The 26397-nt window shown below is 39.3% G+C and carries 23 protein-coding genes and 1 pseudogene; 5 read left to right on the plus strand and 19 right to left on the minus strand.

Translation table 11 applies throughout. The annotated features are described in order from the left end of the window. The first annotated feature begins 159 nt into the window (after nucleotides 1–159). The 3 genes from MORIYA_RS04795 (at nucleotide 160) to MORIYA_RS04805 (ending at nucleotide 3726) form a co-directional block, all read left to right on the plus strand. Nucleotides 160–1878, plus strand: a complete 1719-nt coding sequence (locus tag MORIYA_RS04795) for a histidine kinase (RefSeq protein ID WP_112713147.1) — start codon at nucleotides 160–162, stop codon at nucleotides 1876–1878. Next, complete coding sequence (narL, locus tag MORIYA_RS04800) at nucleotides 1871–2518, plus strand: two-component system response regulator NarL (RefSeq protein WP_112713149.1); 648 nt, start codon at nucleotides 1871–1873, stop codon at nucleotides 2516–2518. Before MORIYA_RS04795 ends, narL begins: the two co-directional genes overlap by 8 nt. Before the next feature lie 296 nt (nucleotides 2519–2814). Next, nucleotides 2815–3726: a gluconeogenesis factor YvcK family protein gene (locus MORIYA_RS04805; protein ID WP_112713151.1), complete on the plus strand. Its 912-nt coding sequence runs from the start codon at nucleotides 2815–2817 to the stop codon at nucleotides 3724–3726. Here the strand turns inward: MORIYA_RS04805 and MORIYA_RS04810 are convergent. The 14 genes from MORIYA_RS04810 to sdhC form a co-directional block, all read right to left on the minus strand. After that, the gene (locus tag MORIYA_RS04810; protein ID WP_112713153.1) at nucleotides 3698–4042 is read right to left on the minus strand and encodes an Hpt domain-containing protein; all 345 of its coding nucleotides are present in this window, start codon (nucleotides 4040–4042) and stop codon (nucleotides 3698–3700) included. The genes MORIYA_RS04805 and MORIYA_RS04810 overlap by 29 nt on opposite strands. Before the next feature lie 36 nt (nucleotides 4043–4078). After that, nucleotides 4079–5569 (minus strand): SpoIIE family protein phosphatase, encoded by a 1491-nt coding sequence (locus tag MORIYA_RS04815; RefSeq protein WP_112713155.1) that lies wholly within the window; start codon nucleotides 5567–5569, stop codon nucleotides 4079–4081. After that, a complete protein-coding gene (locus MORIYA_RS04820) occupies nucleotides 5569–6288 on the minus strand; it encodes a cellulose synthase operon protein YhjQ/BcsQ (protein WP_112713157.1) in 720 nt (239 codons plus the stop codon). Before MORIYA_RS04820 ends, MORIYA_RS04815 begins: the two co-directional genes overlap by 1 nt. Next, nucleotides 6285–8390, minus strand: coding sequence for an SLBB domain-containing protein (locus tag MORIYA_RS04825; protein WP_112713159.1), 2106 nt, complete (start codon nucleotides 8388–8390; stop codon nucleotides 6285–6287). Before MORIYA_RS04825 ends, MORIYA_RS04820 begins: the two co-directional genes overlap by 4 nt. Continuing rightward, nucleotides 8387–9511 carry a hypothetical protein gene (locus tag MORIYA_RS04830; protein WP_232011512.1) on the minus strand — a complete coding sequence of 375 codons (1125 nt, stop codon included), beginning with the start codon at nucleotides 9509–9511 and terminating at the stop codon, nucleotides 8387–8389. The genes MORIYA_RS04825 and MORIYA_RS04830 overlap by 4 nt, the downstream gene beginning before the upstream one ends. Nucleotides 9512–9532: 21 nt before the next feature. Beyond that, nucleotides 9533–9868: an STAS domain-containing protein gene (locus tag MORIYA_RS04835; protein ID WP_112713161.1), complete on the minus strand. Its 336-nt coding sequence runs from the start codon at nucleotides 9866–9868 to the stop codon at nucleotides 9533–9535. A gap of 165 nt (nucleotides 9869–10033) precedes the next feature. Then, nucleotides 10034–10903 (minus strand): succinate--CoA ligase subunit alpha, encoded by an 870-nt coding sequence (sucD, locus tag MORIYA_RS04840; RefSeq protein ID WP_112713163.1) that lies wholly within the window; start codon nucleotides 10901–10903, stop codon nucleotides 10034–10036. Beyond that, entirely contained in the window at nucleotides 10904–12070 is a 1167-nt protein-coding gene (sucC, locus tag MORIYA_RS04845; RefSeq protein ID WP_112713165.1) for an ADP-forming succinate--CoA ligase subunit beta, read from the minus strand. Between the two features lie 88 nt (nucleotides 12071–12158). Next, complete coding sequence (odhB, locus tag MORIYA_RS04850; RefSeq protein WP_112713167.1) at nucleotides 12159–13319, minus strand: 2-oxoglutarate dehydrogenase complex dihydrolipoyllysine-residue succinyltransferase; 1161 nt, start codon at nucleotides 13317–13319, stop codon at nucleotides 12159–12161. Between the two features lie 21 nt (nucleotides 13320–13340). Then, nucleotides 13341–16154 (minus strand): 2-oxoglutarate dehydrogenase E1 component, encoded by a 2814-nt coding sequence (gene sucA, locus MORIYA_RS04855; protein WP_112713169.1) that lies wholly within the window; start codon nucleotides 16152–16154, stop codon nucleotides 13341–13343. Between the two features lie 117 nt (nucleotides 16155–16271). Continuing rightward, nucleotides 16272–16988, minus strand: a complete 717-nt coding sequence (locus tag MORIYA_RS04860; protein WP_112713171.1) for a succinate dehydrogenase iron-sulfur subunit — start codon at nucleotides 16986–16988, stop codon at nucleotides 16272–16274. A gap of 15 nt (nucleotides 16989–17003) precedes the next feature. Beyond that, on the minus strand, nucleotides 17004–18785 hold the full coding sequence (gene sdhA, locus MORIYA_RS04865; RefSeq protein WP_112713173.1) for a succinate dehydrogenase flavoprotein subunit: 1782 nt from the start codon (nucleotides 18783–18785) through the stop codon (nucleotides 17004–17006). Continuing rightward, nucleotides 18786–19130 carry a succinate dehydrogenase, hydrophobic membrane anchor protein gene (gene sdhD, locus MORIYA_RS04870; protein ID WP_112713175.1) on the minus strand — a complete coding sequence of 115 codons (345 nt, stop codon included), beginning with the start codon at nucleotides 19128–19130 and terminating at the stop codon, nucleotides 18786–18788. Next, on the minus strand, nucleotides 19124–19510 hold the full coding sequence (sdhC, locus tag MORIYA_RS04875; protein ID WP_112713177.1) for a succinate dehydrogenase cytochrome b556 subunit: 387 nt from the start codon (nucleotides 19508–19510) through the stop codon (nucleotides 19124–19126). The genes sdhD and sdhC overlap by 7 nt, the downstream gene beginning before the upstream one ends. 407 nt (nucleotides 19511–19917) lie before the next feature. Between sdhC and MORIYA_RS04880 the strand changes: the two genes are divergently transcribed. Beyond that, entirely contained in the window at nucleotides 19918–21207 is a 1290-nt protein-coding gene (locus tag MORIYA_RS04880; protein WP_112713179.1) for a citrate synthase, read from the plus strand. Between the two features lie 367 nt (nucleotides 21208–21574). Here MORIYA_RS04880 and MORIYA_RS21235 read toward each other — a convergent pair whose 3' ends face one another. After that, nucleotides 21575–21778 (minus strand): hypothetical protein, encoded by a 204-nt coding sequence (locus MORIYA_RS21235; RefSeq protein WP_232011514.1) that lies wholly within the window; start codon nucleotides 21776–21778, stop codon nucleotides 21575–21577. A 439-nt stretch (nucleotides 21779–22217) separates the two neighbouring features. Here MORIYA_RS21235 and MORIYA_RS04890 point away from each other — a divergent pair. Continuing rightward, nucleotides 22218–22415 (plus strand): annotated as a pseudogene (locus MORIYA_RS04890) (hypothetical protein); the annotation flags it as partial. A 193-nt stretch (nucleotides 22416–22608) separates the two neighbouring features. Here the strand turns inward: MORIYA_RS04890 and kdsB are convergent. The 4 genes from kdsB to msbA are packed head-to-tail and all read right to left on the minus strand — an operon-like array spanning nucleotide 22609 to nucleotide 26315. Beyond that, complete coding sequence (kdsB, locus tag MORIYA_RS04895; protein WP_112713183.1) at nucleotides 22609–23367, minus strand: 3-deoxy-manno-octulosonate cytidylyltransferase; 759 nt, start codon at nucleotides 23365–23367, stop codon at nucleotides 22609–22611. Then, entirely contained in the window at nucleotides 23364–23552 is a 189-nt protein-coding gene (locus MORIYA_RS04900) for a Trm112 family protein (RefSeq protein ID WP_112713185.1), read from the minus strand. The genes kdsB and MORIYA_RS04900 overlap by 4 nt, the downstream gene beginning before the upstream one ends. Further along, a complete protein-coding gene (lpxK, locus tag MORIYA_RS04905; protein WP_112713187.1) occupies nucleotides 23536–24528 on the minus strand; it encodes a tetraacyldisaccharide 4'-kinase in 993 nt (330 codons plus the stop codon). Before lpxK ends, MORIYA_RS04900 begins: the two co-directional genes overlap by 17 nt. A gap of 8 nt (nucleotides 24529–24536) precedes the next feature. Continuing rightward, nucleotides 24537–26315, minus strand: a complete 1779-nt coding sequence (msbA, locus tag MORIYA_RS04910; RefSeq protein WP_112713189.1) for a lipid A export permease/ATP-binding protein MsbA — start codon at nucleotides 26313–26315, stop codon at nucleotides 24537–24539. Between the last annotated feature and the right edge of the window lie 82 nt (nucleotides 26316–26397).

The following is a 26397-nucleotide window of genomic DNA, read 5'->3' on the forward strand; positions in this document are numbered from 1 at the left end:
TAATTTTTATGGTTGCTAAACTTAAACTATTTTTTAGTAAACTTAAAGGAATAGGCCAAAGTAATTGTAGTGGAAAATGATAAATCATTGATCGAAATTAAATTGCCCTGTAAATTATAGACCTATTCACGGCTTAATTAATCAAATAGAAAAAACTCTATGATAAAAAATATAATCCCTTCCCATCAGTCTATTATTATTTTAATCGGCCGTGGTATGTTTAGTATATTAGCGCTGGCCTCAATGCTAACCTTTATTTCCTTAGTGGCGTTATCACTCAGCCTTTCAGATGCATCATCGATCAATAAAGCGGGTGCATTAAGAATGCAAAGCTATCAAATTGCTTATAATTTGTCCCGTAATGACTCTGAAGCAATGCGTCAGGGTCATATTGATACTTTTAATCAATCCCTTGCACATATTAAAAACAATATTGTCGATAATTGGGATATCACTTCCAAATTAAAACAAGAATTTATGATAGTTGAGACCCAATGGCAAAAACAATCAGACATTCTCTATAGTGATAATCCTAAGCAATTTTTACTGTATGTTGATGAATTTGTATCCAAAATTGATACCTTTGTCCAAAACCTACAAAACCACTCTGAATATAAAGTTAAAATTATCACCCTTATTAAAGGACTGGGTATCGGTCTAATTTTTGCGGTCTGCATAATTACGATTCGTTTGATGCAAGTGCAGGTATTAAAACCATTACAACAGATATTTGCTGCATCTAATCGTATTAGGAAAGGTGAGTTTGATGTCTCGTTTGATTTTTTTTATGAAAATGAAATAGGATCATTAGCGAGTAACATTTCGCATATGGCTAATGATTTAAACCAACTATACAGTACGCTAGAACAACAGGTAGATGCTAAAACAAAGCAGTTGAAAGAAGCAAAAGATAAAATTAATTTTTTATATACAACATCGCAAAAATTACATGTTACTCACCTCAATGCAGACATGCTCGAGCAAACATTGCAGAGTGTCTCAGAGCTTAATGGCCTTAGTTTTTATAATCTTATACTAACGGGCTCAGAAGTTGAGACAATTTATCTCAATGCGGGTGCCGATAACGGTGAGCAAACAATCGATTTAAAATTAGAACTCGAAGAACAATCCTTTGGTACGTTAACCGTGCTAAAACGTGAAGCCAATGATCAAGAACACTTACGCAGTTATTGTCGTATTATTTCGCTAGCACAGCATCGTTCTCAAAGTAATTTAGAAGCACAACGCTCATTATTGATGGAAGAACGCGCCGTTATTGCCCGTGAATTACACGACTCACTCGCACAAGCCCTTTCATACTTAAAAATACAAGTTACCTTATTGAAGCATCATTTAAAAAATCAAGAAGTAACGCCAACCACGAATGAAATTGTGGAAGAAATCGATGTCAACCTAAGAATATCTTATACACAACTGAGAGAATTATTAAATACATTTCGTTTGGCACTTGATGATGCGAACCTTTCTGAAGCCATTTCAATCATGCTCGCACAACTACGCCAACGCACAAAATCAAAAATTCATCTAATCTACGAATTAGAAGAACATTTATTTAAACCCAACCAACACATACATATATTACAAATAATTAGAGAAGCTGTACTAAATTCCATCAAACATGCGAATTCAAACGAAATAATGATTGACTGTGGCACGAATAAAAATGGTACTATTGAAGTATCTATTTCGGATGATGGTGACGGCATACCTGCCGATCCAACTAAATCCAACCATTATGGCTTAACTATAATGGGTGAACGCGCTTCAAAACTAGGTGCTAAGCTAGAAATTAAAAACAATATAATAAAAGGCACCTTGGTATTACTTACCTTCGATAGGAAAAACAAACATGCTTGACAATAGTTACACAATTTTAGTTGTTGATGATCATCCGCTAATGCGTAAAGGGATCGTTCAACTGCTTACATTAGAAGAAAAATTTAATGTGATTGGTGAAGCCAGCGATGGCGTTGAAGCGATCACGCTTGCCAAACAACATGAACCAGACCTTGTATTACTCGATTTAAACATGAAAGGTATGTCAGGCTTAGATACCTTAAAAGCACTTCGCGCAGAAGAGTTAAGCTCTCGCGTTGTTATTTTAACGGTTTCTGATAACAAACAAGACGTGATAAAATTAATCAATGCGGGCGCAGATGGCTACTTATTGAAAGATTCAGAACCTGATGTGCTACTAAAGCAATTACAAGATGTATTATCTGGGCAACAAGCACTTTCAGAAAGTCTCGTTGGTTATTTAGATTGCCTACATGAAGATAACAATTTTGAAGAAAAGCTAGCGAAGCTAACTAAACGTGAAAACCAAATTTTACTTGAAATTTCAAAAGGCTATAGCAACAAACATGTTGCAAGTAATCTACATATTTCAGAAGGTACAGTGAAGGTTCACGTTAAGAGTTTATTAAAGAAACTAGAAGCAAGTTCACGTGTTGAAGCTGCTGTTATGTATCTTGAATTTAATCAAACTAGCGCGTAATCAAATAATAGAAGTAAAAAATATAGACCTCATTATATTTTTACTTCTATTTTTCAATTCAATTTAAAAATCCAAGATGCAGAGTACTTAAACAAGACTATTATTAGCTATACTTCCAATGACGAATGGCTCACTCTTGCAATATACCCAAGCTACCTCATACTGCCCAATCACTCAAAATAGTTCATTCTTTTAAAAGGTTGCTTGTTAAGTAAACAAATCAAGATAACGTCGTACCAAAATGTTTATTTTAAAGATATGATGACGATATAATTCACTTACGTTTGATTCATCATATGTTGCAAACATCACTTTCTGACCTCGATAAAGTTGTTGCTATTGGCGGTGGTCACGGACTAGGCCGAGTGCTTTCTTCACTTTCATTTTTAGGTCCAAGATTGACTGGTATTGTGACCACCACCGATAATGGCGGCTCGACAGGTCGACTTAGGCACTCTGAGAATTGTATCGCTTGGGGCGATCTCCGCAATTGTATCAATCAGTTAGTCACTCAACCTGATATTGGTTCTTTATTGTTTGAATATCGTTTTCAAAACGAAGGTGAATTAAAAAACCATAACCTAGGCAATCTAATGTTAGTCGCTTTAGATAACCTCTGCGTACGCCCACTAGACGCTGTTAATCTCATTCGTAATATGTTACATGTAGAATGCCAACTTATCCCAATGTCAGAACAGCCTAGTGATTTAATCGCTGTTACACCTTGTGGTAACAACGTTCATGGGGAGGTGTCAGTGGATAAAATGCATGAATTCCCCAATCATTTAACCGTTCAACCTAATGTTGCTGCAACATTAGAGGCCGTACAGGCCATTGAGAAAGCTGAATTGATATTATTGGGACCAGGCTCATTTCTAACCAGTATCATGCCACCACTGTTGCTTAACGATATACAACAAGCCTTACGCAGAACAAATGCAAAAGTGATTTTCCTAGGTAACTTAAAGCATGAGATAGGACCAGCATCAACAATCTCGTTACAAGAACGCTTACAATGGTGCGAAAATACGCTAGGTTTTCCACTCATTCATGCCGTAATACAAGATATAGATAAACAATCAGCGTTGACTTACCCTACCTATGTTCACGACTTACGTGAAGACGTTAATAAAAACTATCACGACCGGGTAAAATTAAAAGAGGCTATTGAATCGGTTGTTAATCACATCTTAACGCCAGTGCGTTAATTGCATCTTGTAGACTACTAATTAATAATGGTAATTTCATTTGTACTTCACCCGTACTATTTGATTTTGCCATCACCTCTAATTCTTCAGCATGTTGCTGCACGATTAACGCACCATACGTACCCGCACTACTTTTTATGCTGTGGCAACTCTGCGCAACTTTATTATTATCGATATTCACCATTAAATGTTGTAAGTCTGATATTCGTTCTGTTGTTTCTTCATTAAACACAGCAACTAACGCTGGTAACATGTCTTCGCCCACATCAACGAGTAATTGAGAGAATACTGATTCATTTATAATTGTATTTTCCATTTCACTACCTCATAGTTTGATATTTATACTTATAACTTATTTAATATTTAGCTCAATGACGATTGCCGTTGCATCGTCATTGAGTTGGTCTGGTGAAAGAGATTCAAATCGTAACCACAGTTGATCCAGAATATTCTGAGCGGTTGCTCCTTTAATGCCCGTGAGTATGCTGTCAATACCATCACAATTTCTATCTATATTTTCAAAAATACCATCTGAATAGAAAAAAATTTTTTCATTCGGCTTTAATTGTATCGTAACAGATGAGTATTCTTCGTTTGGCAAAAGCCCTAATACAGTACCTTTACAATCAATTACGTCATAACCCGTTTTGTGTAATACGTAGGGTTGAGGATGCCCTGCGGTCGCTATTTCACATTGGTTCCCAGTTAATTTTACAACAATACACGTTAGCATACTGCTCTCTAGCAGCTGATTTAGAAATAACCTTTTTGACAAACCCGACAGTAACTCAGTGGGCGATTTAGGTGTTGATGTGATTAAACCTTCTAAGTAGCCCATTATCGCAAAACTATGGAACTTAGCGACAGGCCCATGCCCCATAATATCACCTAAAATAAGTAACTTACTAGTTCCATAATCATGAAAGAATACAAAATCCCCCCCACCTTCACTTGCTGATGTATGGGCTAATGAAAAATGCCAATCACCAGCCATTGATGGTAGTGTGGGTTTAAATGGCCGATTAAGTGATTCCACAACGCGTTGTTGATAATGTAGTGCAAGCTGATTAGTTCGCCGTATTACACGAGTGCAAACTGCTAATAATGCAGTTTTAGTGATCGGTTTAATGAGATATCCATCAATAGATACCTCTGCGGCCTGCTCTTGTAAAGATACATTATCATCACCAGTTAAAAATACAAATGGCGTTAAAACCCCCTTATCAAAGGATTCAACTTTAAGCCGAAATTCAAATCCGGACATTTCAGGCATATGAATATCTGCAATAATGAGATCACAGCCTTCGTGTTCAATGAATTTAAGCGCCAAAACAGCCTCCGAAAATATATGCACCACAAATTCATTTTGCAGAAAACTTCGATATGCACACAATAGGATTCGATCATCATCAACCACCACCACTGTTAATTTTTTTGTCTGTTCTGTTAATGGACAAATAAATTTATTAATTCCATCATTACTCACATAACTACCAGCACGGTTATTCTTTTGAATTAATGCTAACCCCATACCGCCGGTGAGTAACTGACCGTTAAATATGTCATTCACATCCACATTATAGGGATTAAACGGATCACCACTATCGGTAACTGCAAAATACCAATTTCCTTTAACACCAGCCAGCTGAATGCGAAACCAATTAGCAGAACCTTGATTATAGAAATAAAGGTTCGAGAGGTACTCAGCTAACACTAACGTAATTCGATCAATTTCAGCTTGTTCCAGAGCGAGTTGGTGGCACAATGTAGATAACAGGCGCCGGACCTCACTAATTGAATCAAGCTTTAATGAATATTGTTTGGCGAATAGTTGTGTTTTCATCAGCGGCCAATTTTTCCTTTTAGTATATCAATATTAGAGATTCGATTAAGTAACCATTGTTTAAGTATCGGGAAACGTTTTAGTCGCCTACGTACTGAGTTTCTTAATTGCATATCGAGCGGTGGGCACTTAACATCATTAATAACTGCCCCAAGTAATTTCACATTATTGAGCTTAAAAATGTCAATTGTTTTTAATACGTTACTCTCGAGCGAAATACCGGGTGCGACAACCAGTAAACTCGCATCACAGCCCCTAGCAATGACTTCTCCAGGTATGTTCGAATAATTTTTCCGAGTAATAGCACATGTATCAAATATAATAAAATTATAATATTGTAGCCAAAATTTGATCGCATTTTTGATCTTTATTTCATCTCGAAAGGTAATATTTTTATCTTGTCCACTTTCTGGAGCCGGTAAAATATCGATATTGGCCGAAAATTCAGTTATGCGGGCTTTTTGTAAATCCGGTTCATGAAGAGACCATGATTGCTTTGTTTTAACATATTCATTAGTGATTGCGGGTTTAAATGTATTGAGATCAACAATTAGAACTTTACTCCCTGACGCTTTATGACGCCGAGCAAGCGCTAACACCAACTCAGTAGTGCCCTCCTTTCCTTGAGCACAATTTACCGCTAAAGACTTAATATTTTCATTCATAATCAACTGATATATTTGTTCTATTTCTATGAATGTTTCCGGTAATATATTCATAACGAAGAGCCTACTATAAAGAGTGTGACGACACTCAGTGCACTACCTAATATATCCATTAACTGACTCCAATTAGACTCTTTTTCATTCGGAATATAAATGGTATCGCCTGCATGTATAATTGGAATATCACGATAGTCTGGCTGGATAAAATAATGCTTCATATTAAACGTACGCGCAGTATGTTGCATTCCCCCATGTTTAGTAACAATGACAATGCGGTCGATATAGGCTTCTGAAGTTGGACCTCCGGCCATGGTTAATATGCCAACTATATCAAGTGAAGGATCATATTTATAACGTCCAGGGTTATGCACAGCACCTAATACCTGCACGATATTAGTCGTATTATTTAATACCCCCTGCAGACTCTTAGCGGGAATATAAATAGTATCCCCTGGTAATATTTGTGGTAATAGCGTTTCATCACCCGTCTCAAAGTACATATCAAGATCAAGTGTTGATGTTTTCGCATATCGTCTATTTCGATGTGTTACTTTAATGTGTTTGATATCAGCATCATTGGTCGGGCCATCAGCAGCGGATAATAAATCTAGAAAGTCTAACCGACTGTTAAAAGCATACCGCCCAGGCGATCCAACCGCGCCTAGAATGTAAATAGAAGATTCAGATTCTTGCTTAATCCATTTCGATTTATTATCAGTTGGATCATCCGGAAGCTCTGTGAACATTACCGTGTCACCAGCCGATAACTGTGGCAGCGTTAAATAATCACCACCCACTTTCATGAATTGCTCTAAATCAAAAAACAGTCGTTTACCTAAACCATCATTACCAACAATAATTATTTTTGCTAAATTTGCCTTTTCAGTTGGGCCCTCAGCGTGTCCTAATAGATCAAGAAATGTCATATCATCATCCCATTGATAACGACCGGGGTTTTTTACTGCACCAATGATTTTAATTGCTTCATTATGTGCTTCAATTAACCATGACTTCTCAATCATGTCCGCCTTTTCAGGTAAGAAAATGACATCCCCACCGCCAATTTCTGGAAAAGGGTTGCTTGCAGGATCATCGGTATATTTTTTTAAATCAAAACGGAATGTTTCACCATTCATTTTAAGCACTCGAATTTGCTGTGTATCGGCATATCGATTCGGACCACCTGCATTGGCGAGCATATCCATAAAGGTAATACCTTCACGGCCTTCATAAGCCCCCGGTTTGTTGACTTGCCCCATGACGTAAACAACTTGCAAACCAACTTTAATATCTTCGACCTGAATAGGAACAAAAATAGTCGTACCGGGTTTTATTCTCGGTAGTTTAGAGACATCCCCTGTATCTAGATAATGTTTTAAGTCGAACATCTGTGGTTCTTTAGCCCCTATAATTCTAATTTTACCAACGTTAGCATATCGCGTCACACCATTTGCTTTCATCAAACTTTCGATGATAGTCATCCCTGGTACATAGGAAAATGTGCCAGGCGCATTCACCTCACCGAAAACAGTCACCGCTTTTTGAGTATCACTTGCATCGCCACCTAGTTTTAATGACCTAGCATCAAAAATCATCTGCACATTACCTGTCAATGGTGACGAGGGGACAAAGATAATATCTCCAGATCTTAGTGCTGGAAGTAACGTTTCATTTCCTGTTTCTAGATAACGCTTAAAATTAAATATGGTAACCTTACCATCGCGTTGTAACTGCATGTTATCGAGTTGAGCGCCAGCTAACATCCCGCCGGCTTTATTTAACGCCATCTGTACATTCCCAAGTTCGGGCAGCACGACCTCACGAGGGTCATTGACATAACCTAATACTGTCACTAGTTTTTCTCGTGCTCTAAATTCAATATACAGCTTTGATATATCGCGAAAAACCACACTTAAAGATTGCTTTAAATCTTCTAATACTGCTGTTAATGTTTTGCCTTTTACATATATTCGCCCGACTTCAGGGAGTTGAATAGATCCACTTGCATCTACTTGAAACGGTTTTTCAAACTCTTTTTCGCCCGGCATAAAAATAAACAGTTGATCTCCCGAATCGATAATGTCACCTTGGGCAAACGCTATTGATGATGCAGACAAAAAAGTAAAGTACAACATAACGAAAAATAATAATTTCATAAAGTGACCCCTTTCGGCAATGCCGCATCACTAAATAATTCACCTTTTTTCAACAAAAATCGCCAGTTCTTAACTTTAAGGTCTACATCTTTATTATTCTTTGATTGCCAGATAAGCGTGCTAATTACTGGTGCTAATGGAGGTCTAGCGCCAAATTTTAGTTCTTCATATATGACTTTGTTTTGATTTGGGTTCGCAGCTAGACCAGAGACATGATTGAAGATCACATCTGTGCGTAAATTAAGTAATTCGACATTATCTAAACTGGTAGTAAATCGCCCCTCGGCATAATCATTAGGCTTAATATTAGATATGCGAATTTCATGAATTTGAGTGGGGATATGTTGTTGTTCAATGATTAACTGTGATCTAGATAATTGCTGGACGTTCAGGCTTGGTACTTGGTCAAAGAGTAAATACTGACGCATTATTTCATTATAATCTTCATCACTACTCTTATCTGAAACCGCAGTCCCTTCACTCGAGCTCTCTATCATGGCGGCGGCGTTATGAACAACAATATTTTTGTTGTAATTAATTGTTAACGCTTCTATTTTTTTATTTTTGGGATCTTTAAGTAACTTATATTTAGTATATTCAATCACAATGTTGGGATTATCTAACAGCAAAAAACTGACTTGCCGAAGGCATACTTTATACAATTTAGTCATAATTGCATTACCCTCTTCAAATTGCGGAGCGCAATATAACAAGAGGTCAAGTTGATAAATCAACGGGTGTACAACATGAGACGTAAATGAATGAAGGGGCTGTGCACAATTGGTATTGCTACTTGTATTATTTAGATTAACAATTAAATCCGTAATATGTCGTTCTAGAATAGCCATTTCAACTTTTACATGTTTCAGATCTTCAACTGAAATTGATTTTTCCACACGACTATTAATATTTTCTACTTTTTTTACATATGCAGGAACACACGGTTTTGCACCTCGTAAATTGGCCACTGAGAAATGTAGATTTAAATAATCATAATGCTGTTTAAAATAAATGCGTTCCTCTGTATGTATTGCAATATTGTCAAAATAGCCCTCTTGGGGCCAATTTGTGCATGCCGACAAAGACATACAAATAGCTGTCCATAGCAATAATTTGTTCATTCAATACCTTACGGCATTTAATTATGCCGAGCGATTACTCTCACATTCAGTAATGTTTTCGATAAACGGAATTGCATTTTCAACACGTAACATAGTCATTAGTTTATAGGGCTGGCCAGATACTTTGAGTAAGGATAGCGTACGACGTTGTGAGGTTAGTCTTTTGAATAAAAAAACAATGGCACCAATACCGGTTGAGTCTATAAAGGTCACATTGGTAAAATCTAAAATTATATTTTCAGCATGTTCATCAACCAATGCTTCCAACCTTGGCTGTAAACTAACAACGTTCTCAGTATCAAGATCGGTAGGTATCTTTAAAATTATTATTCCATTATGAGGTCGTAACATTTCCATCAGTCATGCTCCTAGATAATACAGAATTGACCCTGAGGGCGAGTTATTAGCGTAGATAAAACTTTAATATTTTCAACCTTATTATTAATAATATAGACACATAAACTAGAAAATGCACAAATAAAAAAACCACCCGAAGGTGGTTTATTATAATTAAAACAGATATTAACCTAATTTAGCACGTAATGCCGAGCCAATATCAGCTAATGAACGTACAGTTGATACACCTGCATCTTCGAGTGCTGCAAATTTCTCATCCGCAGTACCTTTACCACCAGCGATAATTGCGCCAGCATGACCCATACGCTTACCTGCAGGCGCTGTAACACCGGCAATGTAAGAAACCACAGGTTTAGTTACATGCGCTTTAATATAAGCTGCTGCTTCTTCTTCTGCCGTACCACCAATTTCACCAATCATCACGATTGCTTCAGTTTGCGGATCATTTTCGAATAATTCAAGTATGTCAATAAAGCTTGTACCTGGGATCGGATCACCACCGATACCAACACATGTTGATTGACCGTAACCTTCATCCGTTGTTTGTTTTACTGCTTCGTACGTAAGCGTACCAGAGCGTGAAACAATACCAATTTTACCCGGTTTGTGAATGTGACCAGGCATAATACCAATCTTACTTTCACCAGGAGTGATCACACCTGGACAGTTAGGACCGATCATACGCACATTTTGTTGATCAAGTTTAACTTTAACTTCGATCATATCGACAGTCGGAATACCTTCTGTGATACAAACGATAAGTTCGATACCAGCATCAATTGCTTCTAAGATCGCATCTTTACAGAACGGAGCAGGTACATAGATAACAGATGCAGTTGCGCCTGTTGTTTCTACCGCATCACGTACTGTGTTGAATACAGGTAAACCTAAATGTGTCGTGCCACCTTTACCAGGAGAAACACCACCAACCATTTGTGTTCCGTAATCAACAGCTTGCTCTGAGTGGAAAGTGCCTTGACCACCCGTGAAGCCTTGACAGATCACCTTTGTATCTTTATTAATTAAAATGCTCATTTATTTGCCCTCCGCTGCTGCAACAACTTGCTGCGCTGCATCCGTTAGGCTAGATGCTGCAATAATATTTAAATCAGATTTAGCTAAAACTTCACGGCCTAATTCTGCATTGTTACCTTCAAGACGTACAACAACTGGCACTTTTACACCCACTTCTTGTACTGCACCGATAATACCTTCAGCGATCATATCGCAACGCACGATACCACCGAAAATGTTAACCAGTACGGCTTTAACATTGTCATCTGAAAGAATGATTTTGAATGCTTCAGCAACACGTTCTTTTGTTGCGCCGCCGCCTACGTCAAGGAAGTTAGCTGGTCTGCCACCATGGATGTTAACAATATCCATGGTGCCCATGGCTAGACCTGCGCCGTTTACCATACAACCAATACTACCGTCTAATGCAACATAGTTTAACTCAAATTTAGCAGCGTGAGCTTCACGTGCGTCTTCTTGAGTAATATCTTGCATAGCACGTAGTTTAGGTTGGCGATAAAGTGCATTTGAATCGATTGTAATCTTACCATCTAAACAAACCAGATCACCGGCACCTGTCACGATAAGTGGGTTTATTTCAAGTAGCGCCATATCACAATCAGTGAACATTTTAGCTAGACCCATAAAGATCTGTGTAAACTGTTTGATTTGAGCGCCTTGTAAACCAAGTTTGAATCCAAGTTCACGCGCTTGGAAAGGTTGTGCACCAACCAGCGGGTCAATCGTTGCTTTGTGAATTAACTCAGGAGTTTGTTCCGCAACAGTCTCAATATCAACGCCACCTTCAGTTGATGCCATAAATACAACTTTACGAGAACCACGGTCGATAACAGCACCAAGGTAAAGTTCAGTAGCGATATCACCGGCAGCTTCAACAAGAATTTGTGAAACTGGCAGGCCTTTTTCATCTGTTTGATAAGTAACTATATTTTTACCTAACCAATGCTCAGCGAATGCGGTAATTTCTTCTTTAGAAGTGACAAGCTTAACGCCACCTGCTTTACCACGCCCACCAGCGTGAACTTGACACTTAACAACCCATTTATCGCCGCCAATTTTGTCAGCGAAAGCTGCAGCTTCATGAGGTACGTTTGTTGCGTAACCTTCTGGAACTGGCAAACCATATTCAGCAAAAAGTTGTTTTGCCTGATACTCATGCAGATTCATGCTCGTATATCCATGTTATTAGCCACTAGGGCTTGTCCCGAGAACTTACGCCTTAAAATAAGGCGTAAGTAATTAAATTAACTACATATTACACATCTAAAAGAAGACGAGTTGGATCTTCTAATAATTCTTTGATTGTTACTAAGAAACCAACAGATTCTTTACCATCAACGATACGGTGATCGTAAGAAAGAGCTAGATACATCATCGGCAGAATGACAACTTGACCATCGACAGCCATTGGACGATCTTGGATTTTATGCATACCCAAGATTGCACTTTGTGGTGGATTGATGATTGGTGTTGACATTAATGAACCAAATACACCACCGTTAGTTACCGTGAAGTTACCACCAGTAAGGTCTTCGATTGACAATTTACCATCACGACCTTTAAGCGCTAAATGACGAATGTTCTTCTCGATATCAGCAAGGCTCATCGAGTCACAATCACGTAGTACTGGCGTAACGAGACCTCGAGGTGTTGAAATAGCGATACTTACATCAAAGTAGTTATGATAAACAATATCAGTACCATCAAGTGACGCATTCACTTCTGGGTAACGTTTTAACGCTTCAACAACCGCTTTCACGTAGAAAGACATGAAACCTAAACGAATACCATGACGCTCTTCAAATATATCTTTATACTGCTTACGAATATCCATGATAGGTTTCATGTTAACTTCGTTAAATGTGGTCAGCATTGCCGTTGAGTTTTTAGCTTCTAATAGACGTTCAGCAATACGCTTACGTAAACGCGTCATAGGCACACGTTTTTCGCTGCGACCAGGTTGAAGTTCAACTACCGGTGCAACTACTGGTGCTTTTGCTGCAGGTGCTAATACTTTTTCAACATCTTCTTTGATGATTAGGCCATTTTTTCCGGTACCAGTAATCTTAGCAGCATCTAAACCTTTTTCTGCAATAAGACGACGTACAGCAGGGCTTGCATCGACACTTGCTTCACTCACTTCTGCTGGTTTATCTTTTGTTTCTTCGCCAGCGACTGCGCCGACTTTCAGCTTACCAATCACTTGTAGACCAAGAACGGTTGCACCGTCATCTTCAATAATTTCAACAAGCACACCAGATTCAACCGCCGGCACTTCTAAAATAACTTTGTCAGTTTCAATCTCTACAATAATATCATCACGCTCAACAACATCGCCAGGGCGTTTATGCCATATTGCAATAGCTGCATCTGCTACAGATTCTGGCAGTACAGGTACCAAAATTTCAATTGTCATTTTCATAATTCCTTTATTAAACTATTTCTGTGCAACAGTTAAAGCATCTTCAATAAGTGCTAGCTGTTGTTTTGTATGTACAGACATGTAACCGACTGCAGGAGATGCTGATGCAGCACGCCCAGCATAACTTAACTTCGCCCCTTGCGGGATTGCACCCCAGAAATTATGCTGACTTGAATACCAAGCACCCTGATTCTGAGGTTCTTCTTGACACCAAACAAACTGGTCGACGTGTTGATATTCTGCAAATACAGCGGCAATTTCCGCATGTGGGAAAGGATAAAGCTGCTCAATACGTACAATAGCAACATCCGTCTGACCCGATTTACGACGCGTTTCCAGTAAATCGAAATACACTTTACCACTACACATCACAACACGTTTAACTTGTGCTGAGTCGAGCGTATCAATTTCACCAATTATATTTTGGAACGTGCCATCGGCTAATTCAGATAAACTAGAAATAGCTAATGGGTGACGTAATAACGATTTAGGTGTCATCACGATCAATGGACGACGCATTGGGCGTACTGTTTGACGACGAAGCATATGATAAACCTGCGCAGGTGTACTAGGTACACACACTTGCCAGTTATGCTCAGCACACATTTGCATATAACGTTCTAAACGTGCAGATGAATGCTCTGGACCTTGCCCTTCATAGCCATGTGGTAACAATACTGTTAAACCACACATACGACCCCATTTCTGTTCGCCAGAAGAAAGGAATTGATCAAATACAACTTGTGCGCCATTGGCGAAATCACCAAACTGCGCTTCCCAAATAGTTAAACCACTTGGTTCAGTCGTCGCATAACCATATTCAAACGCTAATACCGCGGCTTCAGACAATACTGAATCGTGAATAGTTAGCACACCTTGTTCAGGTTTTAAATTAGCTAATGGCGTGTATGTACTTGCGTCGTCTTGATTATGAACCACTGCATGGCGATGGAAGAAAGTACCACGACCCACATCTTGTCCAGTAAGACGGACATTATAGTTATCATCAAGTAATGTTGCATATGCAAGCGTTTCAGCAAAACCCCAATCACATGGTTTCTCACCTTTTGCCATTAAAATACGGTCTGAATAAATCTTTTGAACACGAGATTGGATCTTGTGCCCTTCAGGTATAGCCGTCATTTTCAATGCAAGGTCAGATAATTTATCTTGAGGAACTTGTGATTGATAAGGCATATCCCATTCGTGTTTTAAATATGGGTTCCAATCAACTGAGTGCTGTTTCATTGGCCGCCATTCTTTAACAACACATTCACCATGATCAAGTTGATCACGATATTCATTAATAAAGCCTGTTACTTCAGCAGCATCAATAACGCCTTCATTTACAAGTTGATCCGCATATATTTGACGTGGCGTTGGGTGTTTTTTAATTTTCTTATACATTAATGGCTGTGTTGCACTTGGCTCATCAGCTTCATTATGACCATGGCGACGATAACAAACTAAATCAATCACAACATCACGCTTAAATGTATTACGGAAATCAAGTGCAATTTGTGTTACCAATACAACAGCTTCAGGGTCATCTGCATTAACATGGAAGATAGGGGCCTGAACCATTTTTGCGATATCCGTACAGTATTCTGTAGAACGCATATCTTTCGGGTTTGATGTTGTAAAACCAATTTGGTTATTGACAACGATTCGAATTGTACCGCCAATACCATAAGCGCGTGTTTGCGACATATTGAATGTTTCAGCAACAACACCTTGGCCTGTAATTGCAGCATCACCATGAATTGTAATTGCCAGTACATCATCACCGTTAGTGCTACCATAACGTTCTTGGCGTGCACGAACAGAACCCATTACTACTGGGTTGACAATTTCTAAATGCGATGGATTAAAAGCAAGTGCTAGATGTACGTTACCGCCTGGAGTACTAAAATCAGAACTAAAGCCCTGATGATATTTAACATCACCCGCGCCCCATGCGTCACCGTGTTTACCAGCAAATTCATCAAACAGGTCTGTTGGTTTTTTACCAAGTACATTCACCAGCATATTCAGTCTGCCGCGGTGCGCCATACCAATAACGGCTTCTTTGATACCTTGTTCCCCACTACGACGAATTAATTCTTTCATCATTGGAATCAGTGCATCACAACCCTCAAGCGAGAAACGTTTGGCTCCAGGGAACTTAGCACCAAGGTATTTTTCCAGACCTTCAGCCGCGGTTAAGTTATCTAAAAATCGTAATTTATCTTCTTTTTCAAACTCAGGCGTGCTTTCAACTGATTCTAAACGGCTTTGGATCCAACGTTTTTCTTCAGTAGAAACAATATGCATATACTCAGCTGCAATTGAACCACAATAGGTTTTTTGTAACGAAATATAAAGCTCACTGAGTTTCATACTTTCTTGACCAATTGCATATGAACCAACATTAAAACTGGCATCAAAGTCAGCATCTGAAAGGTTGTGATATGCAGGGTCTAGATCTTGTACACGATCACGTTTCCATAGACCTAATGGATCTAGGTTAGCATGTTGATGACCTCGAAAACGGAAAGCATTGATTAACTGTAATACTTTAACCTGTTTTGCATCATTATGTGGGTCGCTTACTTGAGCAGCATATCGAGAGGTATCTTTAGCCAAGCGAATGAAATAATCCTTTACAGGACCATGTGGAATTTCTTTAGTATTATCAACTTTAGGTAGCTCTAAAAATACAGTTTGCCATTCTTCGTCAACTGAATCTGGATCTGCCAAAAATCGCTCATATAGGTCTTCAATATATGTCTGGTTCGCACCGGCTAGATGAGAGGATTCTAGCCAGGCTTTCATGACGTTATTCTGCATTCTCTGCCCTTTTCACTTTAAATGTCCACCGCGCCAGAGATGGTAGCAAAGATTTTAAATTACTTGGCCATTCCCAACGGAATGACCATTGTAACTAAAAACTAACAAAAAACATTGCTACACCGCACGTTGTAGTAACATAGATTTAATATTACCGATTGCTTTTGTAGGATTTAGACCTTTAGGACACACGTTTACACAGTTCATAATACCGTGACAACGGAATACACTAAACGCATCGTCTAATTCTGATAAACGTTGTTCAGTTGCAGTGTCACGACTATCGATTAAGAAACGATAAGCCGCTAATAAGCCTGCAGGACCAACGAACTTGTCAGGGTTCCACCAGAATGATGGGCATGACGTTGAACAACATGCACATAAAATACACTCATACAGACCATCTAACTTCTCACGTTCTTCAGGAGATTGAAGGTGTTCGCGAACCGGTGGAATTGCACTATCATCTGTAATTAAGAACGGTTTGATACGTGCGTAGTTATCATAAAACTGCGTCATATCAATCACGAGATCTCGGACCACTGGCAAACCAGGTAACGGTCGAATTACAATCGTTTTGTTCATATTAAGATCAGATAAAGGTGTGATACACGCGAGGCCATTTTTGCCATTCATGTTAACACCATCAGAACCACATACACCCTCGCGGCAAGAACGACGGAAAGTTAATGTTGCATCTTTTTCTTTTAACAAGATAAGCGCATCAAGCACCATCATGTCTGAACCTTCAGGAATTTCTAGGCTCATTTCTCGCATTTTTGGCTTGCTATCAACATCAGGGTTATAGCGGTAAATTGAAAATTTAACTTGCATCTTGATCCCTTATGTTTAGTAAACGCGTGGTTTCGGCACAAAGTGCTTCAACTGTTCATCAGTTAACAAATTCGGTGAAAGATTCACTTCACGCGTTGTCATTTCTTCAGTTTCAGGTAAGTACAGTGAATGACATAACCAATTCTCATCATCACGATCTGGATAATCAAAACGACTGTGCGCGCCACGGCTTTCGGTACGGAAATTAGCCGCATGTGCGGTTGCAAATGCAGTTTCCATCAGATTGTCGAGCTCTAGACATTCGATACGCTGGGTATTGAACTCTCTTGAGTTGTCATCTAAGCGTGCATTTTGTAAACGCTTACGAATCGCTCTAAGTTGCTCAAGACCTTCGGCCATTGACTCACCTTCACGGAATACTGAGAAGTTAAGTTGCATACATTGTTGTAGATCTTTACGGATTTGAACAGGGTCTTCACCTTCTTTGTTATTTTCCCAGCGATTTAAACGCTCAAGAGATGCATCAACGTTAGCGTCTGTTGCTTCAGTGGGCTCTGGGATTGTATCAAGCACTTTACCTAAATAGTTACCTGCAGCACGACCAAATACAACCAGATCAAGCAATGAGTTACCACCTAAACGATTGGCTCCATGTACAGATACGCAAGCTATTTCACCAACAGCAAATAGACCGGCAACAACTTCCATGCTGCCATCTTCTTTGCGTGTTAATACTTCGCCATTAATATTTGCAGGTAAACCACCCATCATATAGTGACAAGTCGGAATAACAGGAATTGGTTCTTTAACTGGATCTACGTGGGCGAATGTACGTGATAATTCACAAATACCCGGTAAACGAGATTCAAGTACGTCTTCACCTAAGTGATCAAGTTTAAGTTTTAGATGCGGACCCCAAGGACCATCACACGCACGACCTTCACGTATTTCAGTCATCATTGCACGAGCAACTACGTCTCGACTAGCAAGATCTTTCGCGTTAGGCGCATAACGTTCCATGAAACGTTCACCATCTTTATTTAGAAGATAACCACCTTCACCACGACAACCTTCAGTTACCAACACACCTGCGCCAGCAATACCCGTAGGGTGGAACTGCCACATTTCCATGTCTTGTACTGGAATACCTGCACGAATCGCCATACCAATACCGTCACCCGTATTAATGTGTGCATTCGTTGTTGAAGAATAGATACGGCCAGCGCCACCCGTTGCAAATACCGTTGCTTTGGTTTTGAAGTAGCAGATTTCGCCAGTTTCAATATCAATTGCAGTACAACCAGTGATAATACCTTCGTCATTTTTAACGAGGTCTAACGCATACCATTCAGAAAATACTTTGGTTTCGTTTTTAATATTTTGCTGATACAACAAATGTAATAACGCATGACCGGTACGGTCAGCTGCAGCCGCTGTACGAGCCGCCTGTGCGCCACCGTATTCTAATGACTGGCCACCAAATGGGCGTTGGTAAATAGTACCATCTTCAAAACGAGAGAATGGCAGACCCATATGCTCAAGTTCTAAAATGGCTTCAGGACCCGTTTTACACATAAATTCGATAGCGTCTTGGTCTCCGATATAATCAGAGCCTTTAACAGTATCGTACATGTGCCATCTCCAATCATCTTCATGTGAATTACCTAACGCTACGGTAATACCACCTTGAGCAGATACCGTATGTGAACGTGTTGGAAAAACTTTTGATAAAAGTGCACAACTTTTACCTGATTTAGATATTGATAGCGCAGCACGCATACCAGCACCACCGGCACCAATTACTACTGCATCAAATTCGCGAACTGGAATACTCACTTATAACCCCCAAAGAGTAACAAAACCAACAAGCGCATAAATAAATGCGATGGTCGTTAAAATAAACTGTAATGCACCACGTAAACCGGTTGGTTTAACATAGTCAGTTAATACCTGCCACACACCAATCCACGCATGGATGACGATTGCGATAAGGGTAAGAAGAGTGAATACTTTATTGCCAGTACTTGCAAAAAAATCAGACCAGACTTGATAAGTAAGGTCGTTAAATGCAACGAAACCAACAAAATAAAATGTATAAAGTGCCATGATGATAGCAGTTGCACGGATCATGATAAAATCATGAGTACCACTACGACCATAGCTTGCTGCGTTAGTTACCATACCATTATCCCCGCTAGGATTGATAAAACAGCGGTTGCAACAAAAGATACTTTCGCACTTAATGCACCCGATTCAAGTTCTTCGAAATAGCCCATATCCATCAATAAATGACGGATACCACCTACAATATGATATGCAAGTGCGGTTAGGATTCCCCAAAGAATGAACGCACCAAAGAAACCAGACACAATTTCTTGTGCATTTTGGAAACCTTGCTCAGAGGATAACGATTCTGCCAGTAACCATAGCAGGATACCCACAGCAAATAGCATTATTACACCTGATATTCGGTGTAGGATCGATGCGATTGCTGCAATTGGCATGCTAATAGTCCGCAGATCTAAATTTACAGGTCTTTGCTTTTTCACGATATTGCTCACTCAGCTCCATTGAGCATAATAATTATTATATTGACACAGATCACAGAATTATATTATTTTCATAATAGATTACTTTCAAATGAAATCCCTTGTTTGTTTTTTGTTCTGAATGCAAATAAAACAATAATTATAAGCACTTACATAACAAGAACAAAATTAAAACAAGGACTCTTGATCCGTCAATAAGTATACCTATATCACAATTTATTTACAATTATAAAAGCCCTCATGGCAACATTTAGCTTCCATCATGGCAACATTTAGCTTGAAATTGAAACGTACGTTAACCTTTTTGGTGTTTTTATTTGATTATTTTGTAACAAAATTGACATTCGTAATTATTAAAGGTAGCTTTAGTTTCGATTTCATGAAGAAATCTAATTATAAATAAGCAAAGGAGACGTGCTATGGCTAATCTAAAGGCCACGTTAAACCTACCCGGCCAAGAGCCAGTTGAACTTCCGATTTTATCTGGTACAGCTGGTCACGATGTTATCGACATCCGTACCCTAGGTAGTACAGGATATTTCACCCATGATCCAGGTTTTATGGCAACGTCATCGTGTGAGTCTAAAATCACTTATATTGACGGTGAAGAAGGTATCCTACTACATCGCGGTTACGCTATTGATGATTTAGCGTTCAATGCCGAATATTTAGAAGTTTGTTATATTATTCTTTATGGTGATGCACCATCTAAAGAACAATATGCACAATTCAAAGCGACAGTGCATAAACACACTATGGTGCATGAGCAATTTGCATCTTTCTTTAAAGGTTTCCGCCGCGACTCTCATCCAATGGCGATCCTTTGTGGTGTGTCAGGCGCACTTGCAGCTTTCTATCATGATTCGCTAGATGTGACTAATCAACGTCACCGAGAAATTTCGGCATTCCGTTTATTATCTAAAATGCCGACAATTGCTGCCATGTGTTACAAATATTCAATCGGGCAACCTTTTGTATACCCTGACAACAGCCTTTCATACGCTGGTAACTTCCTTAAAATGATGTTCTCTGTACCGTGTGAAGATTATGTAGTTAATCCTGTTATAGAAAAAGCAATGGACCGTATCTTTACGCTACATGCAGATCATGAACAAAATGCATCTACATCAACAGTTCGACTTGCTGGTTCGTCAGGTGCTAACCCATTTGCATGTATCGCAGCGGGTATTGCATCACTATGGGGTCCTGCTCACGGTGGTGCAAATGAAGCTTGCCTAACTATGCTTCTAGAGATCGGTACAGTTGATCGTATTCCTGAGTTTATCGCTCGAGCGAAAGACAAAGAAGACCCGTTCCGTCTAATGGGCTTTGGTCATCGTGTTTATAAGAGTAAAGATCCACGAGCTACAGTGATGCGTCAGAGTTGCCACGAAGTACTAAAAGAGCTAAACACTAATGATCCACTATTAGATGTAGCGATGGAACTAGAGCGTATTGCGCTTGAAGACCCTTACTTTATCGAGAAGAAACTATATCCAAATGTAGATTTCTACTCAGGTATTACATTACGTGCTATTGGTATCCCTGTTTCTATGTTCACGGTTATTTTTGCATTAGGCCGTACTGTAGGTTGGATTGCTCATTGGAACGAAATGTTAAGTCAACCAGGACAAAAAATTAGTCGTCCTCGTCAGTTATATACTGGTGAAGCACACCGTCCATTTATAAAAATTGACGATAGAGATTAGTCTAAACGTTAGTTACTAGGCTTAGTTACAAGCCTAGTAACGAGTTAAACAAAAAGGCTTCTGATTTATATCAGAAGCCTTTTTTATCTCTAGGCGACTGTCTTAAACGCAGAAAATCGAATTAATTTATTCAAGAACAGAGAAAGCGCTATACCCTAGCCACGCAAGTAGACAAATAGAAAACCAAAAGAGAGGATGTTCAAAGCATGAAGTCGAGAATTTAGTTATTCTAAATCAAGACTTCATAACGCCGAAGATGCCTTCGTGCGGTTTGCAATAAAAACTGCAGCACATTTGGCTGTTCAACAAGCAATGCTTCCAATTCATTAAAATCAATAATATAGAGCAAGCAATCTTCTTCAACACGTCAACTTATTTGTAACGCTTCGCTATCAAGCCGACATAACACACTGCATAAATCACCTTCAGAAAACTTACCCTGCAACTCATCTCTTTCATTGTAATAAACAAGTACCTCTTTTTTAACGATATACAGCATGACTTGGTCGTTATTATGCGCATCTAAAATAGTGTCATTACGGTAAATAACCAATTGAAGCGCGTTTGGCAATAAGGTGGCAATCCTGAGCATTTAGTAAATTAAAAGGCGGCATGACTTTAATAAAATCAACAATATCATTTAACGCTGCATTCATATGGTCTCCCTGGCCTGCTAATTATCGGTATTGGTTCGTTCGTTACTTACTTAATATTTGAATATAGTGTTCAGTTTTAACCCATCTACCTCTAAAACGCCAACGCCAATATATAGACGAAAGTTGTATAGGGTTATTTTTTAAAGATTGCTAGATTTACAACATGCTAATGCGAGCACCGACAATTTGTCATTCAAGTTAAGGACAACTTATTAAGGTGATCAATCACTATCTAATGTTACTTATTAAGATTTAATCGTTTTTTTTGGGAGAAAGGATATGGAACAAGAAAACGCCGATTGGATGAGTGCTGCGTCATTCTTATCAATGGCCAAATGAAGGGTGTGGGTTTATTCCGTACTTGGTGGTGGTAGTGGTGTGTATCTACTCGATAAAATCGATATGGTTGTTACCGACTTGGGTTTAAATAATATACCACTGACAACATGGGTGGCACGTTTTAATCTCATGAACACAATTGAGCCAACGGCTGGACAATCGCTCGAATATGAGAAACGTCCACAATGGTTTAAAGACTGGGAGAAAACTGGTTGATAATCTGCGCTTCCCGCGTGGTTCTGGTACAGCATCAGACCATTAAACTCTAACATTATAAAATTAACGTAATAAAAATGCCGTTCAGATATGAATGGCATTTTTGTATATACACTGTTAAATTCCAGCGGGTATTACCCACAAATAACAATAAAACTAGTTAGCTACAAGACTATTATACGATTATAGCTTACTGTGCACTCACAATATTACGTACAACATCAAGGTCTTCTGGTGTATCAACACCTGCGGCGGGTACTTCAAGCGCTTCTGCAACATGAATTTTCTCACCATGCCAAAGTACACGTAACTGCTCTAATGATTCTATTTTTTCAAGTTCAGTTTCTGCCCACTGCACGTAATCACGAATAAAACCAGCACGGTAAGCGTAGATACCAATATGACGTTGATAAACTGGCTTAATCTCTGTCACCGGCTCGTGCATAAAGTTATCACGATGATAGGGGATCGGCGCACGACTGAAATACAGAGCATAACCTTGCTTATCCGTCACCACTTTTACCGTATTCGGATTAAAGACGTCTTCGACATCGGTAATAGCAACAGACAAGGTCGCCATCCGCGCTTCGCTTTGTTTTCCTAGGTTAGTTGCTACTTGCTCAATAATACGTGGAGGTATAAGCGGTTCATCACCTTGAACATTGACAATAATATCATCATCATTAAAGCCTAACTTACTGCATACTTCAGCTAAACGTTCGGTACCTGAGTTATGTGTAGGTGACGTCATACACACTTCATAACCTAATGCTGTTACCGCTTGTTCAATACGCACATCATCAGTAGCAACAACAACACGTGAAGCACCACTTTGCAAAGCTTGCTCGGCAACGCGTTGGATCATTGTTTTACCACATATATCAACTAGCGGCTTACCCGGTAAGCGACTTGATTGATAACGCGATGGGATGATAACGATAAAACTCATTTAGCTAACTCTTCTGAGGTTAACTGACGTGCTTTAACTTCAATTAATACAGGGATACCTTCCGTGATTGGGTAAGCAAGACGGTCCGCATTACAGATAAGTTCGTTATTGCTTTTGTCAAAATGTAATTTACCTTTACATACAGGACAAGCAATAATTTCAAGTAAGTTATGATCCAGAGTCATGGGTTAATTCCTTTAATTTTAATAATAACTGCGGTAAAAAATCGCTATCTAAACTTGCGTTTACCGGTAAATAATACCAATTATCCTGAGCAAAAGATTGACACTTAACAGCATCTTTTTCGGTCATAATAACGGTTCGACCTGCTGCAAACTGTTCAATTTCAGCGGCAGTAAAAGCATGATGATCAGGAAATGAAAGATGTTCTTCAATCACATAATCGTGTTGTGCTAACGTAGTATAAAAACGCTGCGGATTACCAATACCGGCGATTGCAACCATCGATATAGACTGATCCGCTACCGCCACTGCATTATTTGTTACTTTACGTAATGGCGCAGCCACTAATAACATATTGAGCTCACCAGCCAAACCGTTACCACCATTACAGATCACAAAATCAGCCGTATCTAAACGCCACGGACCTTCGCGTAACGGTCCCATCGGTAATAAATGACCATTACCAAGCCGGCGTTTTCCATCGATGACGATTAATTCGATGTCTCGTTGCATGGCATAATGTTGCAAGCCGTCATCAGTAATAATAATGTCCACATCGAAATGGGCTAATAAGTGCGCCGCAGCATCAGTACGCACAGGACTAATAACTAATGGGCATCGAGTACGTTGCTGCAACATGAATGGTTCATCTCCACTATGCGCAACAGGTGAATCCGAATTAACAATATAGGGATATTGCGGCGCTTTCGAGCCATAACCCCGACTAATAACACCGGGTTTATAGCCAGCCGCCGTCAATTGCTCACACAAATATACAACCAGCGGCGTCTTCCCCGTACCACCAACCGTAATATTACCAACCACAATAGTCGGCACGCTTGGTTTTATACTGGCTTTAATACCCGATTTAAATAGTGCCCGACGACAGCCAGTGATAACTGCAAAAGTGATACTAAGCGGTGCCAGTAACCATTTTGACCAATGGTTACCATACCAAATATCCTCTTCTATGTTCACGTATAGACCTATTTCCCACCAAGTTGTAAGCGATGAAGTTGAGCATAATGCTCACCTTTAGCAAGTAACTCGGTATGTGTACCACTTTCAACAATCGCGCCTGCTTCAATAACCAAAATACGGTCTGCCGCTTCAATTGTTGATAGGCGATGTGCAATCACTAATGACGTTCTATCTTTTTGTAATTCTTCAAGGGCTTGCTGTACTTTATGTTCTGACTCCGCGTCCAATGCAGAAGTCGCTTCATCAAGAATTAAAATAGGTGCATCTTGTAATAACGCACGAGCGATAGCAATACGCTGGCGTTGCCCACCCGATAGCATTGAACCATTTTCACCGACAATCGTATCAAAACCATTATCAAACGCTTCAATAAACTCTAACGCATTGGCTTTGGTGGCCGCGGCAATAATTTCCTCACGCGTCACCTCATTCATTCGACCATAGGCAATATTCGCCGCAACGGTATCATTAAATAAGTGCACGTGTTGTGAAACCAGTGCAATCTGACTACGTAACGATTTCAATTCATAATCGTGAATGGCGATATCATCAATACTGATCTGGCCTTTTTCAATTTCGTAAAAACGGGTGATCAAGCTGGCCAATGTAGATTTACCGCTACCCGAACGGCCGACTAATGCGATCATCTCACCTGGTTGCGCGGTAAAATTCATATTTTCAATTAATCGCTTGGTCGCTGTCGGATAAGTAAAATCCACATTGGTGAATGAGATCTTACCTTTGACACGTTTCGGTTTATACGTACCCTTATTCTTCTCGATATCAAGGTCAAGAATATCAAATAAACTATTACATGCTGCAATGGCTTTTTGTATTTCTGAGTTAATATTGGTGATGTCACGTAATGGACGTAATAACGCCATCATTGAACCAACGATTGCCACAAATTTACCCGGTGTTAATTCTGCACGAATAGAATCAAACGAGGCAAGATATAACACCACACCCAACGCAAATGACGCCACGATCTGTACCAGTGCATTACTGGCCGCCGTTGTGGTCGCCATTTTCATTTGCTGTTGGCGGATATGATTAGTCACAGTACCAAAACGTTTACGTTCGGTTTCATGACCGGCAAACATCAAAACATCTTTTTGACCATGTAACATTTGTTGTGCTGTTGAAGATACATTACCCATCGCTTGTTGCAAACGACGACTGATAACCCGGAAACGACGGCTAACTACGTTAACAATGATACCAACCACAGGTGCAATAAAGAGTAATACTATTGATAACTGCCAGCTTTGGTAGAACATCCAAATTAACAAACCAAGAATAAATGCACCACTACGAAATATATTAACCATTGACTTAGATGCGGCACCCGACACTTGAGTCGAATCATAAATAATCTTTGATACTAATTCACCCGATGGTGTCTTATCAAAAAAACTCACTGGTAAATGCATCAAATGATCAAATAACTCACGTTGCAAGCGCATCACAACTGTATTACCCACCTTGGCCATGCAATAACTTGAAGAAAATGAAGCTAAACCACGTAAACAAACCATACCCACAACAAAGAGTGGCATCCATTTTAAAAATTCTGAAGTTTCGGCATTAAAGCCTTCATCGACAAGGGGTTGTAAAATATTTAATAATGTCGCATCGACCATGCCATAACCAAGCATAGCTACCACACCAAAAAATAAGGTTGTTTTTAAATCGAGAACATAAGTTAAAAATCGCTTAACCGTTTGCCAAGCTGTACGCTGTTGGTCCATGAAAACCGTCTTGTTATTGAGATAGACGGACATTTTAAACCTAGGTGAGCTAAAACACCAAACTTTAAAGCATATATCCAACGAATAACTGTTTTTTAACCAGTTTAATGAAAAA

The sequence above is a fragment of the Moritella yayanosii genome (genome assembly GCF_900465055.1).
In the GTDB taxonomy this organism is placed as follows: Bacteria; Pseudomonadota; Gammaproteobacteria; order Enterobacterales; family Moritellaceae; genus Moritella; species Moritella yayanosii.